9 protein-coding genes are annotated in these 13,265 nt (G+C 70.8%); 5 read left to right on the forward strand and 4 right to left on the reverse strand.

Annotated features, from left to right (window positions below; translation table 11 throughout):
- Positions 1-8 precede the first annotated feature (8 nt).
- From HMPREF0043_RS11280 to HMPREF0043_RS09605, 4 genes are all read right to left on the reverse strand, one after another.
- A complete protein-coding gene (locus HMPREF0043_RS11280) occupies positions 9-983 on the reverse strand; it encodes a hypothetical protein (RefSeq protein ID WP_156897586.1) in 975 nt (324 codons plus the stop codon).
- A 75-nt stretch (positions 984-1,058) separates the two neighbouring features.
- Positions 1,059-3,974 (reverse strand): proline-rich domain-containing protein, encoded by a 2,916-nt coding sequence (locus HMPREF0043_RS09595; RefSeq protein WP_040318284.1) that lies wholly within the window; start codon positions 3,972-3,974, stop codon positions 1,059-1,061.
- A 193-nt stretch (positions 3,975-4,167) separates the two neighbouring features.
- Complete coding sequence (locus HMPREF0043_RS09600) at positions 4,168-5,571, reverse strand: hypothetical protein (protein WP_156897587.1); 1,404 nt, start codon at positions 5,569-5,571, stop codon at positions 4,168-4,170.
- 269 nt (positions 5,572-5,840) lie between these two features.
- Complete coding sequence (locus tag HMPREF0043_RS09605) at positions 5,841-6,836, reverse strand: hypothetical protein (RefSeq protein WP_156897588.1); 996 nt, start codon at positions 6,834-6,836, stop codon at positions 5,841-5,843.
- A 353-nt stretch (positions 6,837-7,189) separates the two neighbouring features.
- Between HMPREF0043_RS09605 and HMPREF0043_RS09610 the strand changes: the two genes are divergently transcribed.
- The 5 genes from HMPREF0043_RS09610 (at position 7,190) to HMPREF0043_RS09630 (ending at position 13,251) form a co-directional block, all read left to right on the forward strand.
- A complete protein-coding gene (locus tag HMPREF0043_RS09610; RefSeq protein WP_040318286.1) occupies positions 7,190-8,455 on the forward strand; it encodes a G5 domain-containing protein in 1,266 nt (421 codons plus the stop codon).
- 91 nt (positions 8,456-8,546) lie between these two features.
- Positions 8,547-9,431: a 16S rRNA (adenine(1518)-N(6)/adenine(1519)-N(6))-dimethyltransferase RsmA gene (rsmA, locus tag HMPREF0043_RS09615; protein ID WP_021602889.1), complete on the forward strand. Its 885-nt coding sequence runs from the start codon at positions 8,547-8,549 to the stop codon at positions 9,429-9,431.
- Positions 9,432-9,435: 4 nt separating this feature from the next.
- Positions 9,436-10,446: a 4-(cytidine 5'-diphospho)-2-C-methyl-D-erythritol kinase gene (locus HMPREF0043_RS09620; RefSeq protein ID WP_040318287.1), complete on the forward strand. Its 1,011-nt coding sequence runs from the start codon at positions 9,436-9,438 to the stop codon at positions 10,444-10,446.
- Positions 10,446-12,299 carry an ABC-F family ATP-binding cassette domain-containing protein gene (locus HMPREF0043_RS09625; protein WP_021602891.1) on the forward strand — a complete coding sequence of 618 codons (1,854 nt, stop codon included), beginning with the start codon at positions 10,446-10,448 and terminating at the stop codon, positions 12,297-12,299. Before HMPREF0043_RS09620 ends, HMPREF0043_RS09625 begins: the two co-directional genes overlap by 1 nt.
- Before the next feature lie 4 nt (positions 12,300-12,303).
- The gene (locus HMPREF0043_RS09630) at positions 12,304-13,251 is read left to right on the forward strand and encodes a DEAD/DEAH box helicase (protein WP_021602892.1); all 948 of its coding nucleotides are present in this window, start codon (positions 12,304-12,306) and stop codon (positions 13,249-13,251) included.
- Positions 13,252-13,265 lie beyond the last annotated feature (14 nt).

The raw sequence follows: 13,265 nt of genomic DNA on the forward strand, positions 1-13,265 counted from the left end.
CGCGGACGTCATGTGCGCGGGGGAGGCCACTGGACTGCGCCGGAACGGGCCGTTCCAGCGCTGGACGTCGACGGAGCCGATGGTTGGCTTTCGGTTCGCTGGGAGGCCGGCTGGGCGAAACGCTCGGGAGGCTCCTGCGCGGGTGCCTCCCCGTAGGGGGCTGCGGTGGGGTCGGAGGAGCGCCCCGCGGTGGGCGACGTCGCAGTGAAGAGCAGCGTGGCCGCGCCCGCCAGGGTCACGAGAATCGCTGCAGCGCCGATGACCCAGAAACCCACACCTCGCGAGACGTCCGCGCCGAGGCCGCCGGGGGAGAAGTTGACGATCCAGTTGGCCAGCACTGTGCCCCCCGCCGCCGTCAGCGCCAGACCTGCGAGGCTCCCCCTCACCCGTCGAGCCCGCTTGCCGAAATGCGGCAGAAGCGACACGAGGGCGCCGAGGGTCAAAGCGACGAGAGAGGAGAGGAAAGGCGCCGAAGAGCCACCGTGGTCTCCCGCTGATGCCCACGAGAGAGATGCTCCCCCCTTGGCGAAGTAGGGGAGGAAGAGCCCGATGGCGGCGAGTATCCCCGCGGTGGTCCCGATTCCCGCGAAGACCGCGGGTTTGCTGGAGGCTTTCCGAGAGGAGGCGCCGACGTCAGCTGCTGCAAGCTGCCGGCGCTGTGAGGCCGTAGCCGGCGCCGTGGTGGGACGGCCGCTGTAGGCGGACTGATCGGTTCGGTAGACGTAGGGATCGCTCCCATAAGGGGGCTGGCTCGATCCGTAGGCGTAAGGCTCGCCTCCGTAGGCGGGGCTCCCGTAAGGGGGTTGCGGCTCGGATCCATAGGGATACTGGTCGGACCCGTAGGGAAGCCGGCCGGTTCCGTAGGCGGAGTGGCCAGAGGGGGCTCCGGAGTCCGCGGGCTGGCCGGAGCGCCCGTTCGCCTCCGGGGAGCGACCGGGGCCTTGGCCCTCCGATGTGTTTCGTGGCTGGTGCGGACTGCTCATACCCCCAGAGTAGGTGCCGTGAAGCTGAAATGCACCGTCGACCACCCGGTGTCAGGCGAACGCCGATTCCACGGGTCAGGGCTGACCGTCGGGGTCCTTCGGCGGGGGAGCGAAACGGCTGGTGTCCCCGGGGGCGTCCGGGCCGGAGGCATCGTCCCTCGGCGCGGGCCCGGTGGGTTCGGCCCGAGGACGGGGCGGAGGAGAGGGGACGGGAGCGGGTTGGCCGTCGCGCGTCGGGTGCGAGGGCGCCTGGCGGGACGCCGGATCGCCCTGCGACTGGGGAGGCCCGGGAAACCGTTGCGAGTAGGCGGGAAACGGACGTGGGTTCCCCGCTGGCTGCGGATAGTTCCACGGATCGCCGCCCAACGGCTGGGCGGGCTGTCCGTATGGCGGCGGCGTGTGGGCCTGCGGCACGGGGATTTCCGGCGGGAAGCGCCGGCCGTCGATATCGCGGATGAAGCGGGCCGCGAACGCGCCCGCGAGGAGGAACGCCAATCCGGCTCCGACGAAGAGCCAGAAGCCGGGACCCGTACGACTGCCCGACAACGCGCTGTCGGCGGAGCGCCAGTAGCGCACGATGATCCATTGCTCCAAACCGGTGACCTCGGCGAACGCTCCGAAGGATAACGGCAGGACTGCGAACGCGGCCAGCATTCGCCGACGAAGCCACGTCGCCCTGCCGGCGGCGAGCGCGAGGAAGACGCAGGAGAGGACGGCCAGCGCCAGCGAGGTCAGGAGTATGCCGACGTATCTGGTGAGTATGCTCGCGCTTTCCAGCCCGGAATACTGGGGGCTGGTGGTGAAGAGCGGGAAGGCCGATGCGATCGTCAGGGCGCTGCCCAGGCCGCTGAGGGCTCCTAGGGCGATCCGCCTGCGCGCGGAGAGAGGGGAGGGCCACGCAATGACGGCGAAAAACCTCGCCCGCCGGGCGGCCAGCAGTACGCCCGCGATCCCGGCGGCGAGGAACAGGAGCCCGCCCACGCCGATAAGCCAGAAACCGACGGAGAATCCGGCGTCGAGGCGGCCCCCGTCGTTGCTCCGCAACCTGATGACCCCCTGCCACAGGTCGGCGAGCCGGCCGATCATGACGATCCCGCTGGCCAGGAAGGCGAATTCCGCAAGGAGGGTGGCGTCCTCTTCCCCTTTTCTGATCGCGCGAGTCAGGTAAACCAGCGAAAAGTAACAGAATATACTGATCATTAACAGAAAATAAGGGTCGGTTTTGAAAGGTATGTACTTGTATCCATCTCCGTCATCGTGGTTGATGAAGGTCACCGGCACGAATACGCTGACGATGACTAGAAGGCTCCCTGCTCCCGCGAGGCAGGCGACCGCGGGATGCATCCGAGGAGGCAGAAGCGGCGACGCGGCGCGCGATGCCCCGCCGCCGGCGGTCGGCGATTCCGGTTCCCGGGAGGCGGCGGGAGCCGCTCCGCCGCGCGCCGCGTCGGCGGATCCCCGGTCGGCGGCGGTTCGCACCGCGAGGAAGGCCGCGAGGATGCCCGCGAAGACGAGGAGCAGCGAGCAAACGATGTAACACCATGTGCCCGGTCCCCGTCGGGCGGTGAAGCTGGACAGCAGAACGGCGCCCCCGGGCTGTTCGAAGTCCCGGAAGAAGTCGATGGCGATGACCGTTCCGTAGGCGAGCGGCACGCTCGCCAAGGCGACGAGCGGCCCCGGCCGCGCCCTGCCGAGCCGTGAGCTCACCGCGGTCAGGCTGGTCGCGGAGAAGAAGAGACCCGTCAGGAGGATGGCGACCGATATCGACGAGGTCAGGAGGGGAAGCGACCTCTTCCCGCCTCCTTCCCGATCCCCCACGTAAGGCAGGACGAGGGCGAGGATCCCCAGAGCCAGGATGGCCGCCGTGAGGAGTCGCAGGACCGCCGCGCCTTGAATTCCCTTACCCCGAGCCGGAGGGGCCGACTCGGCGATCGGGGAGGCGGAGGGAAAGGCGATCGGGGAGGCGGAGGGAAACACGGGGCGGGGCAGACTGCAGGCCATCGCGACGGCCCCGCCCAGGACGAAGAACAGCGCGGAGAACCCGCAGAGCCACAGACCCACGCCGCCCGAGACGGCGCTGTCGCTGTAATCGTCGTGTCGGCGTAAGTCGGGCAGGCAGGCGCGGTGGGCCATCCAGGTCGCGAAGAGGACGATGCCGGTGAGCAGGGGGGCGACGCTGCCCCAGGCGAAGAAGGGACCGGGGCGCGCGCCCGGCCTGATCCGGAGGAAGAGGAGGCCGAGGACGGCCAGAACGATGACGAGCACCGTCCGGATGAAGGACGGAAGCTCCCATTGGAGCAGGAAGAAGGCCTTGGATCCCTTCTCGCCGGTTCTGTACGCCACGTAGGGGGTGGCGCAGGCTGCCACGCCCAGGGTGGCCGCTATGGCGAAGCACGTCAGGATCGCCCTTCGCCATCCGGGTGTCGGACCGGTGGCATAGGCGGGGCGTTCGAAGCGGTCCTGCCTCCACTGCGCGTACGCGCTGGCCGTGGCCCACATGCCGCCGACGGCCAGCAGGGCGCTGGACAGGAGGAACAGCCAGAAGCCGAGTTTGAGCTCGCCGACGTTCTCGCCGTCGGACCGCGATGCGCGGATGGTCGAGAAGACCCTGACCGCGGTGAGGATCGAGTTCACTGCTGCGAAGATCACGGTGGCCGCGAACGCCGAGGAGAGATAGGGCCGCAGGCGCCGGTGCAGCCACGGCGTGACGAGGCCCAGCCCGGACAGGGCCAGGAGGATCAGGGAGATCGCGAAGGCGCCGGGAATCCACTGCCTGAACGTCTCGCGGATCTGCTCGAGAGTTCCGATCTCATCCCCGGCATTGCGAATCGTGCCCGGCGGCTTGACGAACGGCAGGAGCGTCGACACCACCCCGAGCAGCACCGCCAGCCCGACGAGAGCGACGGCTCCGTGCCAATTGCCGGGAGCGTCGGACGGCCCTCTCCCCTCCGGCGGCCGTTGGCGCCATGGCGGTGCCTGCTGGCCTTCCATCAGCGGCGATTGCCGTTCCGCCGGTAGACGGGGGATCTCCTGTGGTATGCGTTGATTCCTCGGCGGCATGTCGCTCATGGCGTAGAGGCTACTTGCCTGTGGCCGTAGAATCCAGAGCGGTCCGGAGTATGAAAAATGGAATGTGTGGTCGACGGCGGGCGCGACCACGGTCGATGATGGGAAAGGAAGGAATTTACGTGTTTTCTCCGCTTTTCTTGGGGGCGAAGCGGTTGAACGGATCGGTTTGCGGCCGCGCGCCCCGCGAGCGCTCGGCGGCTGCGCCTCCGCCGGCGCGTGCGTGCTTCGCTCTTCCCGGAGTCATGGATTCCGGCCAGTCGGGAGGCGGCGGGGCGCCCGGCTCCCATCGGGGTACGGGTTGGGGTGCAGGCGGGGCGCTCGGGACACCGGACGACTCCTCGGCCTTCGCCCGGCTCCTCGCGGCCGCTTCCCGCTCCTTCCGGGCGATCCGGGCGCGCAGGGCGGCTATATCGTCTTTCGCGTCGTGCGCGTCGTTGCGCGCGAAGGGTCGGCGTTGAGGCCCCTGGGCAGCGGTCGGCTCCATCTCGGTCACGGCCCGCGTCCCGGTCGCCCCGCCGAGGATGAGGGAGAAGGAGCAGGCTAGGAGAAGCCAGAAGCCGGCCTCGGCGCGGAAGGCTGAGAGGGAGGAGTCGGCCTCCTCCGGCCCCATGACCGCGAACGCCAGTGACACCCACAGCTCCAGGAGCGTGATGCCCGACAGCAGGGGAACGCCCCCGACGGCGAACAACGCCCGCTCTCTAGCCTCCCTGGTGCCGAGCTTAACCGTCTGGCTCAGCCCGCTCATGGCGAGCAGGGCGATCAGCACAACGACGCTGCCCTTGGAGATCGTCTCCAGGGACATGCCCTGCCGAGTGGAGCGTAAGCGGAGTACGGGGGTCGCGGCCGCGATCAAGCCGCAGGCGATCCCGAACCAGGTCCACAGCAGGACGTATCGCCTGGCCCGCCGGGAGAGCGCCCTCTCGGGGGTCCGCCTGGCGCTCCCCCTGCAAGGAGGGGCCGGTCCGCCCATCACGGACGCGACCCCGCGGGCGCCGCATACGATGAGGCATCCGGCTGAGACGACATAGCACCAGAAGCCTGTGCTGAGCTCGACGGAAACGCTGTAACCGCCCTCCCCCAGAGCGCCGCGGACGGCGTTGGCGTCGAGCGCCTCCTTCAGAGCGAACAGAGCGAAGACGATTCCCGCGAACAGGGGGATTCCACCGACGGCGACGGCGGGCATCCGCGAGCGGTGGTTGCAGAGCAGCCTGAGGCAGAAGGCCGTCAGGAGGATGAAGAAGAGCGTCAGGAGCGCCTGGGGTGCATTGTCGCTCCACAGAGGTCCCGAGGCGCTGCGGTAGAGCGGTTCCGCCGTGCTCGAGAGGAACAATCCGCGGGTGTGGGGGAGGAACAGCGCGAGGACTGCGCAGACGATCCCGACGCCGCTCCACACGAGGAGCTCGTCGCGTCGGGGGCTGTCGAGCACCGGCGGCTTGGGCGTGCCGGCCTTGAGGCGTTGCGACGGACGGTTCCGGCCTCGGGGCGGAGGATCGCGCGGGGTGCGCGTCGTATCTGGCATGGCGAGCCTCGGGGATATCGAAGTCGAGCGCGGTATGCGCCTGGGCGAAGCGCTCACGGACAGCCTATAGGCTCGAAGGCTCCGATTCCGCGCTTTCGGGTTGCGGACGCCGAATTGCGGAGGCCGGAAGGTGCGGGCGTATGCGAAGGGGAGAGGCCGCAACGGCCCCTCCCCTTGCAGAGTCGAACCCGGAGCGGCGTGGGACGATGGGACGGATCTGCGCAGATCCTCCCGAAGCTGCCCAGCGGCCCTCCGGATATGCGATTGCGCTATTGCCTCGGATACTGGTCCGGGTTGTTCGGCGTGATCGGACTGACGTAGCCGGTGGCGGAAGGCTGGCCCGGCGTGGCGGGGCCTGCGCCCGGTGCCTGGCCGGGGTGGCCGTAGCCGGGTTGCGCCCCGGGAGCCGGTGCCGAAGGTGCGGACGAGCTGTAGCGGGGTTGGCCCGGCCCGTAGCCGGGTTGCGCTCCGGGAGCCGAGGGCGCGGACGGCCCGTAGCCGGGTTGGCCCGGTGCCTGGCCGGGGTAGCCGTAGCCGGGTTGCGCTCCGGGAGCCGAGGGCGCGGACGGCCCGTAGCCGGGTCGGGGGGTATAGCCCGTGGCCGGCCCTCCGTCCATGGGCGCGCCGAAGTTCGGAGAGAAGGAATTGCGCGGTTTCGGGGCTGTCGCGGCGAAGATGATCGCGAGGACCCCGGCGACGATCAAGAGGATTGTGGCCACCAGCAGGAACCAGAACCCTATGCCGAAGCTGATCGCGCTGGAGCTCGAGCCGCCGTATCCGCTGTACTTCTTGGCGACGTCGTTGACGTCGTTGACTTTGCCGAGGTGGCGGAACCAGAAGATGGCGTCGATTCCCGCCGAGACCAAGGGAACGCCGCCCGACACGAAGAGGAGGGCGGGCGGCACCCTGCGATAGTCCAGGAACAGGGGGACGAGGGCAGCGGCCGCGGCGATCGTGGCGATGAGGACCAGTACGAAGCTCGGGTCTTTGAATCCGTCTGCCACATCGGAGAGGGTGGCCGTCTTCTTCCGTCCGCCCGATGCCGTCAGGTAGGGCAGGAAGAGGACGAGCAGGCTGAGGATGACCCCCGCCCCGAGGAGGCCGGCGACGAGGAACCGCTTGTTGTTCGCCAGGCCCGGGCCGTGAGGCCTGAGAGGGACTCCAGGGCCCGGAGGCGGGAACCCGGCGGGAGGCTGCTGGGCGAATTGAGGCTGCCCGAAAGGCTGACTCTGAGGCATGCCTTGCGGCGGGTAGTGATTACTCATGTGACCCAGCATATCCGTGCGGGATGCCACGGTGGGCGGGCGGCCTGTGATCGAACTCCCCTTTCTGCGACCGGACTCCCTCTCGCACCGCTTCCCCGCGGCCGCCGCTCCGCCGCGCCTCGGAGCCTCCGCGGCGGGCGAACGGCGGAAAGACGGGCATCGATCCCCACCCGTCCGCGCTGCCCTCCTGCTACCCGCGCAGTCGTGCGCATACCTCATGCCGGGGGACGGAAGAGTGTGAATTCGACGACGAACGGGTGGCGGACCAGATAACGATTTGGTTACACTCAATTCCAGGTTTCGAACTCGAGCGCGTGGGCGAACGCCCCGCGGCGAACACAGGAGGCAACGCAGTGGGTCGACATACCGCACCCCAGGGCGAGGCGATCGAATTCCAATTCGACCTCGCGAAGTCGCCGGCGCCCGGCTCGCGCCGAGCCGCGCGCATGGCGGAGCGCGGAGTGGGCGGCCACGGCGCTTTCGGGCACGTGGGCACCCTGGCGGACGAGGCGCCTTATCCTCTTCTCACCACCGACGACACATCGGACGCCATCCCGGTGTACATGGGCGATGCGGTCGACGACCGCGGGGACGTCCCCGAGGACGTCGTCGCCTCCAAGCGCGGGCGCTTCGCCCTGTTCCGCCGTTCCCGCGCGGCGGTGGCCGCCGTCGTCGCGGCGGCTTCCGGCGTGGGCGCCGTCGCGTCCGCCATGCTGGTGCATCCGGGGACGGCCGAGGCGCACACCCTCACGCCGGGCACCGACGCGGTCAAGTCCAAGTCCGCCCACGCCATCGCGCGCGTGACGTTCACGGTGAACGTCGACGGCCAGAACCGCACGATCACCACCGACAAGCCGACGCTCCACCAGGCCCTCAAGGACGCCGGGATCGTCGTCAACGCGAACGACAAGGTCTCCCAGGAGATGGCCTCGCGCGTGGAGAACGGCTCCGAGGTCAAGGTGACCCGCGTCGAGCTCAAGACCGTGAGCGAGGACATCGGGATCCCCCATCAGACCTCCGAGGTACAGGACGGCACGCTCGCCAAGGGCGAACGCGTCGTCCAGACCAAGGGCGAGGACGGTGTCGCGTCGAACGTGTACGAAGTCGCCTACGTGGGCGGCAAAGAGGTCGGACGCAACAACGTGCTGAGCGCCCAGAAGAAACAGCCCGTCAAGGAGGTCGTGCGCGTGGGCACGCGCGAGGCCCCGGCCAAGCCGGCCGCGCCGAGCACCCCGGCCACCCCCTCCGGGAACGGGGGCAACGCCAACCCTGCGCCTTCCACGCCGGCTCCCTCGGCGCCGTCGACTCAGGCCCCGTCCGGGAACCCGCAGCAGATCGCGCGTTCGATGCTCTCCTCCTACGGATGGAACGACAGCCAGTTCTCCTGCCTGGTCTCCCTGTGGAACAAAGAGTCCGAGTGGAACCCCTCGGCCGTGAACAAGTCCTCCGGCGCCTACGGGATCCCGCAGTCGCTGCCCGGGTCGAAGATGGCCTCGGCCGGAGCCGACTGGCGCACGAACCCCGCCACGCAGATCCGCTGGGGTCTGGGCTACATCCAGGGACGCTACGGCACTCCCTGCGCCGCCTGGGGCCATTCGCAGGCCACGGGCTGGTACTGACGAGAGGCCGCCGCTGACCGGCAGCCCGGACGCGGCCGCGGGGCGGCTCCTGACCCCCGGCCGCATCCGCGACATCGCCCGCGCCCTCGGCGTGCGGCCCAGCAAGGCCCGAGGGCAGAACTTCGTCCACGATCCGGGAACCGTCCGCCGTATCGTCCGCGACGCGGGCGTGCGGCCGGGCGACGCCGTGGTTGAGATCGGCCCCGGCCTCGGATCCCTGACGCTGGCCCTTTTGGAGGCCGGAGCCTTCGTCTCCGCCGTCGAAGTCGACCCGCGCCTGGCGGCCGCCCTCCTGCCGACCGTCCGGGCGCGCATGCCCGAAGCCGCCGGACGGGCCGCCGTGGCCGCAATGGACGCCATGCGGATCGCCGGAGCGCAGGACCTGGCGGTCCCACCGGCCTTCGAGAGTCCGCTCGGCCCCACGGGCCCGTTCCTGCCCGCCAAGCTGGTGGCGAACCTGCCCTACAACCTCGCGGTGCCCCTCCTTCTGACCCTGTTCGACGCCCTGCCGTGCGCCGAGACCGCCACCGTCATGGTCCAGGCCGAAGTGGCGGACAGACTCGCCGCCGCTCCGGGATCTCGGACGTACGGGGCCCCCTCCGCCAAGGTCGCGTGGTACTCGGACGCCAGGCGCGGCGCGAAGATCGGACGGTCCGTGTTCTGGCCTGTCCCCAACGTGGACAGCGCACTCGTCTCCTTCATCCGGCATCCGCCTCCAAGCTGCGTCTCCCGCAACGAGGTCTTCGCCGTCGTCGACGCGGCCTTCGCTCAGCGGCGCAAGACGCTGCGGTCGGCCCTCGCCGCCTGGGCGGGATCGCCGGCCCGGGCCGAAGGCGCCCTCCGATCGGCCGGGATCGACCCGGCCCTGCGCGGCGAGAGGCTGCGGATCGAGGACTTCGCCGCCATCGCCGCCGCCGGCCGCGGCGAAGCGATGAAGTTCACGGCCTCACGGGACGACGGCATGCCGGTAAACTAACGGCGTGCATGAAGTCCGAGTCATCGCTCCCGCCAAAGTCAATCTGGCTTTGAGAGTCGGAGCCACCCGCCCCGACGGATACCACCCTCTGGAAACGGTCTTCGAAGCCCTCGACCTCTCCGACGAGATCGTCGCACGCGAAGCGGAGGGACTCTCCCTGACGATAGAGGGAATCGGCGCGGACACGCTGACGACCGGCCCGGAGAACCTCGTCCTGCGGGCGGCCGAAGCGCTTCGCGCCGCCACGGGCCGGCCCGGGCTCGGAGCGGCCCTCGCCGTGCGCAAGGCGATCCCCGTTGCGGGGGGGATGGCGGGAGGATCGGCCGACGCCGCCGGAACGCTCCTCGCGCTCAACGAGCTCTGGGGGCTCGGACTCGGCGTCGACGACCTGTACCGGCTGGCCGCCGACCTGGGATCCGACGTGCCTTTCGCCCTGCACGGCGGAGTGGCGCGCGGACGCGGACGCGGCGAGGAGCTGACCGAGCTGCACTCGGCGAGGGCGCATTCGTGGGTGTTCGTGACCAACCCCGTGGGGCTGTCCACGCCGGAGGTCTTCCGGGAATACGACAAGCTGGCCGAGGACATCATGCCGGGCGTGGGAGTCGACCTGGCGACGGTCCTGGACGGGGCCAAGGTGTGCGTCGCGGGCAGGGGAGGCGCGAGCACGCTGCTCGCCGAGGCGCCGCTCCCGCTTCCCGACAGACCGGCCTCGACCGAGGCCCTGCGCCGAGGGCTGGAAAGCGCCGACCTGGCGGACATCGCGCCCCACATGGTCAACGACCTGGAGTTCCCCGCTCTGAACCTGCGGCCCGACCTGGCCGAGCTCTTCCAGAGGATCGGGCACGTGGGTGTGGCGAGGATCCTCGCCGGGTCCGGGCCGACCATCGCCGTCCTCGCCGCAGACGCCGAGGAAGCCGACGCGCTGGCGGACGGCTTCGCCCGCCGGTTGCCGCACTTGGGCGTCGTACGGGCCAACGGCCCCGCGCCGGGGGCGCGCATCGTGCAGGCCGGCTGATGGCCCACCTGCTCGGAGCCGAGGGGCTCGGCCTCGAATACCCGACCAAAGTCGTCTTCGATTCGCTGACGCTCGGCGTGGGCGAAGGCGACCGCATCGGGATCGTCGGACGCAACGGCGACGGCAAATCCTCCCTGCTCGGAATGCTCTCGGGGCGGATCGACCCCGACTCCGGGCGGGTCACCCGCAGGAGCGGACTGCGCGTGGGCGTCCTCGACCAGGCGGACGCCCTCGACGACTCCCTCACCGTCGGCCGCGCGATCGCAGGCGAACGGCGGGAACACGAATGGGCCGGCGACAGGAGGACCCGCGACGTCATCGCCGGCCTCGTCCCCGACCTCGACTGGCAGGCCGGCCTGTCCGCGCTCTCGGGAGGGCAGCGCAGGCGCGTCGCGCTCGCGGCGCTGCTCGTGGGCGACTGGGACGTTCTCATGCTCGACGAGCCCACCAACCATCTGGACGTCCAAGGCATCGCCTGGCTGGCCCGACACCTGGGCGGCCGATGGCCGGCCGGCGCCGGCGGGCTGCTGGTGGTCACCCACGACCGCTGGTTCCTCGACGAAGTGGCCACCTCGATGTGGGAGGTGCACGATCGGACCGTCGAGCCCTTCGAGGGAGGGTACGCCGCCTACGTGCTCCAACGGCTCGAGCGCGACCGGATCGCGGCCGCCGCGCAGGCCAAACGCCAGAACCTCATGCGCAAGGAGCTCGCCTGGTTGCGCCGCGGAGCCCCGGCGCGCACGGCGAAACCGCGCTTCCGCGTCGAAGCCGCCAACCGGCTCATCGCCGACGTCCCGCCGCCGCGCGACTCCCTCGCCCTGGAGCGCATGGCCGTGGCCCGGCTGGGAAAGGACGTGGTCGACCTCCTGGACGCGGGGGTCGACTACGGCGGCGGCGAGGTCCTGCACGACGTGACGTGGCGGATCGCGCCCGGCGAGCGCACGGCGATCCTCGGCGCCAACGGAGCGGGGAAGTCCACCCTCCTCGGGCTCGTCGCCGGGACGGTCGCTCCGACGAGCGGACGGGTCAGGCGCGGCAAAACCGTCCGCACGGCCGTCCTCGACCAGCGATTCGCCCAACTGGAGGAGATCGGGGACGAACGCGTGCGCGACGTGCTGGCGCGATACCGCACGGCGTACGTCGTGGACGGCAGGGAGCTCACGCCCGGACAGCTCCTGGAGAGGCTGGGATTCTCCCGCGCCCACCTCTCGGCGCGCGTCGGCGAGCTGTCGGGCGGGCAGAAGCGCAGACTCCAGCTCCTCCTCGTCCTGCTCGCCGAACCGAACGTCCTCATCCTCGACGAGCCCTCCAACGACCTCGACACCGACGTGCTCGCCGCGATGGAGGACCTGCTCGACGCATGGCCCGGCACGCTCGTCGTCGTCTCCCACGACCGATACTTCGTCGAACGGGTGACCGACCGGCAGTACGCGATCCTCGGCGGCCGCCTGCGGCACGTTCCCGGCGGGGTCGACGAGTACCTGCGGCTGGCGGCCGCGGGGGAGGACGGCGTCGGGGACGATGGAGCCGGGGACGCGACGGGGGATCCGGGAGCGCCCGGCTCCGGCGCTCCGACCGACGCGGCCGCCGAGGCCTCTGCGGCGGGGAGTCCGGCGGCCCGGCCCGCTCTGTCGGGCGCCGAACGCCGTGCGGTCGAGAAGGAGATCGCCTCGACCGAGCGGCGCCTGGACAAGTTGAGCGCGGGGGTGGACGACATCCACCGGCGGATGGCCGCCCACGACCAGAGCGACTACGAGGGCTTGCGAAGGCTCACCGAGCGGCTGCGGGAGCTCGAAGGCGAGACGGCCCGCCTCGAAGAGCGCTGGTTGGAGTTGTCGGAGCTTGTAGGGTAGGGGCGTGACCGTATCCGACGCCCTCGGCGCGTTCACGCCGGCCGTGCGCGACTGGTTCGAGTCCGCGTTCGCAGGCCCCACGCCGGTGCAGGTCGAGGCGTGGGCGGCGATCGACTCCGGTGACAACGCGCTGGTCATCGCCCCGACCGGATCGGGCAAGACCCTGGCGGCGTTCATGCACGCCATCGACGGCCTGTACCGGGAGCGCGACGCCGCACAGGCCGGGGGCGCCGGCCGCGCCCCGGACGGAGATGACGGCCGCGCCCGCGGAAAGAGGGCCGGTAAGGCCCTGTCGGCCGCCGGACCGGACGCCGCCGGCGCACGCCTCCGCGACGCCTCCGCCCCGCCCACGCGCGTCCTCTACGTCTCGCCGCTCAAGGCGCTGGGAGCCGACGTGCAGCGCAACCTGCGAGCCCCGCTGCAGGGGATAGCGGCCCGGCGCAGCCGGAGGGGCGACCCGGAGGCGCGCATCGACGTGGGGATGCGCACCGGCGACACACCCGGCGGAGAGCGGGCGCGGCTTCTGCGACGCCCGCCGCAGATCCTGATCACCACGCCCGAATCCCTCTTCCTCATGCTCACATCCCGGGCCCGCGAAACCCTGCAGGGCGTGCGTACGGTCATCGTCGACGAAGTCCACGCGGTGGCCGGGACGAAGCGGGGAGCCCACCTCGCCGTCAGCCTGGAGCGCCTGGACGCCTTGCTGCCCCGTCCGGCGCAGCGCGTGGGACTGTCGGCAACCGTCCGACCCGTCGATGAGGTCGCCGCATTCCTCGGCGGCGCGTCGCCGGTGACGGTCGTCAACCCGCCCTCCTCCCGCCGGCTCGACTTGCGAGTCGCGGTCCCGGTCGAGGACATGACGCTCATCCCCGTCCCCCAGGCCGCGGCGGCGGACGGACGGGGCGGGGATCCGCCGTCGGCGGGGAGGCGGCCGCCGGGCGGCCCCGGGTAGGACGGCGGCCGGGG

The organism is Actinobaculum sp. oral taxon 183 str. F0552 (genome assembly GCF_000466165.1).
In the GTDB taxonomy this organism is placed as follows: domain Bacteria; phylum Actinomycetota; class Actinomycetes; order Actinomycetales; family Actinomycetaceae; genus Peptidiphaga.

Coding starts and splice junctions, on each gene's coding strand:
- HMPREF0043_RS11280 (WP_156897586.1), bottom strand. CDS start 983: ATGAGCAGTCCGCACCAGCCACGAAACACATCGGAGGGCCAAGGCCCC.
- HMPREF0043_RS09605 (WP_156897588.1), bottom strand. CDS start 6,836: ATGAGTAATCACTACCCGCCGCAAGGCATGCCTCAGAGTCAGCCTTTC.
- HMPREF0043_RS09600 (WP_156897587.1), bottom strand. CDS start 5,571: ATGCCAGATACGACGCGCACCCCGCGCGATCCTCCGCCCCGAGGCCGG.
- HMPREF0043_RS09625 (WP_021602891.1), top strand. CDS start 10,446: ATGGCCCACCTGCTCGGAGCCGAGGGGCTCGGCCTCGAATACCCGACC.
- HMPREF0043_RS09595 (WP_040318284.1), bottom strand. CDS start 3,974: ATGGAAGGCCAGCAGGCACCGCCATGGCGCCAACGGCCGCCGGAGGGG.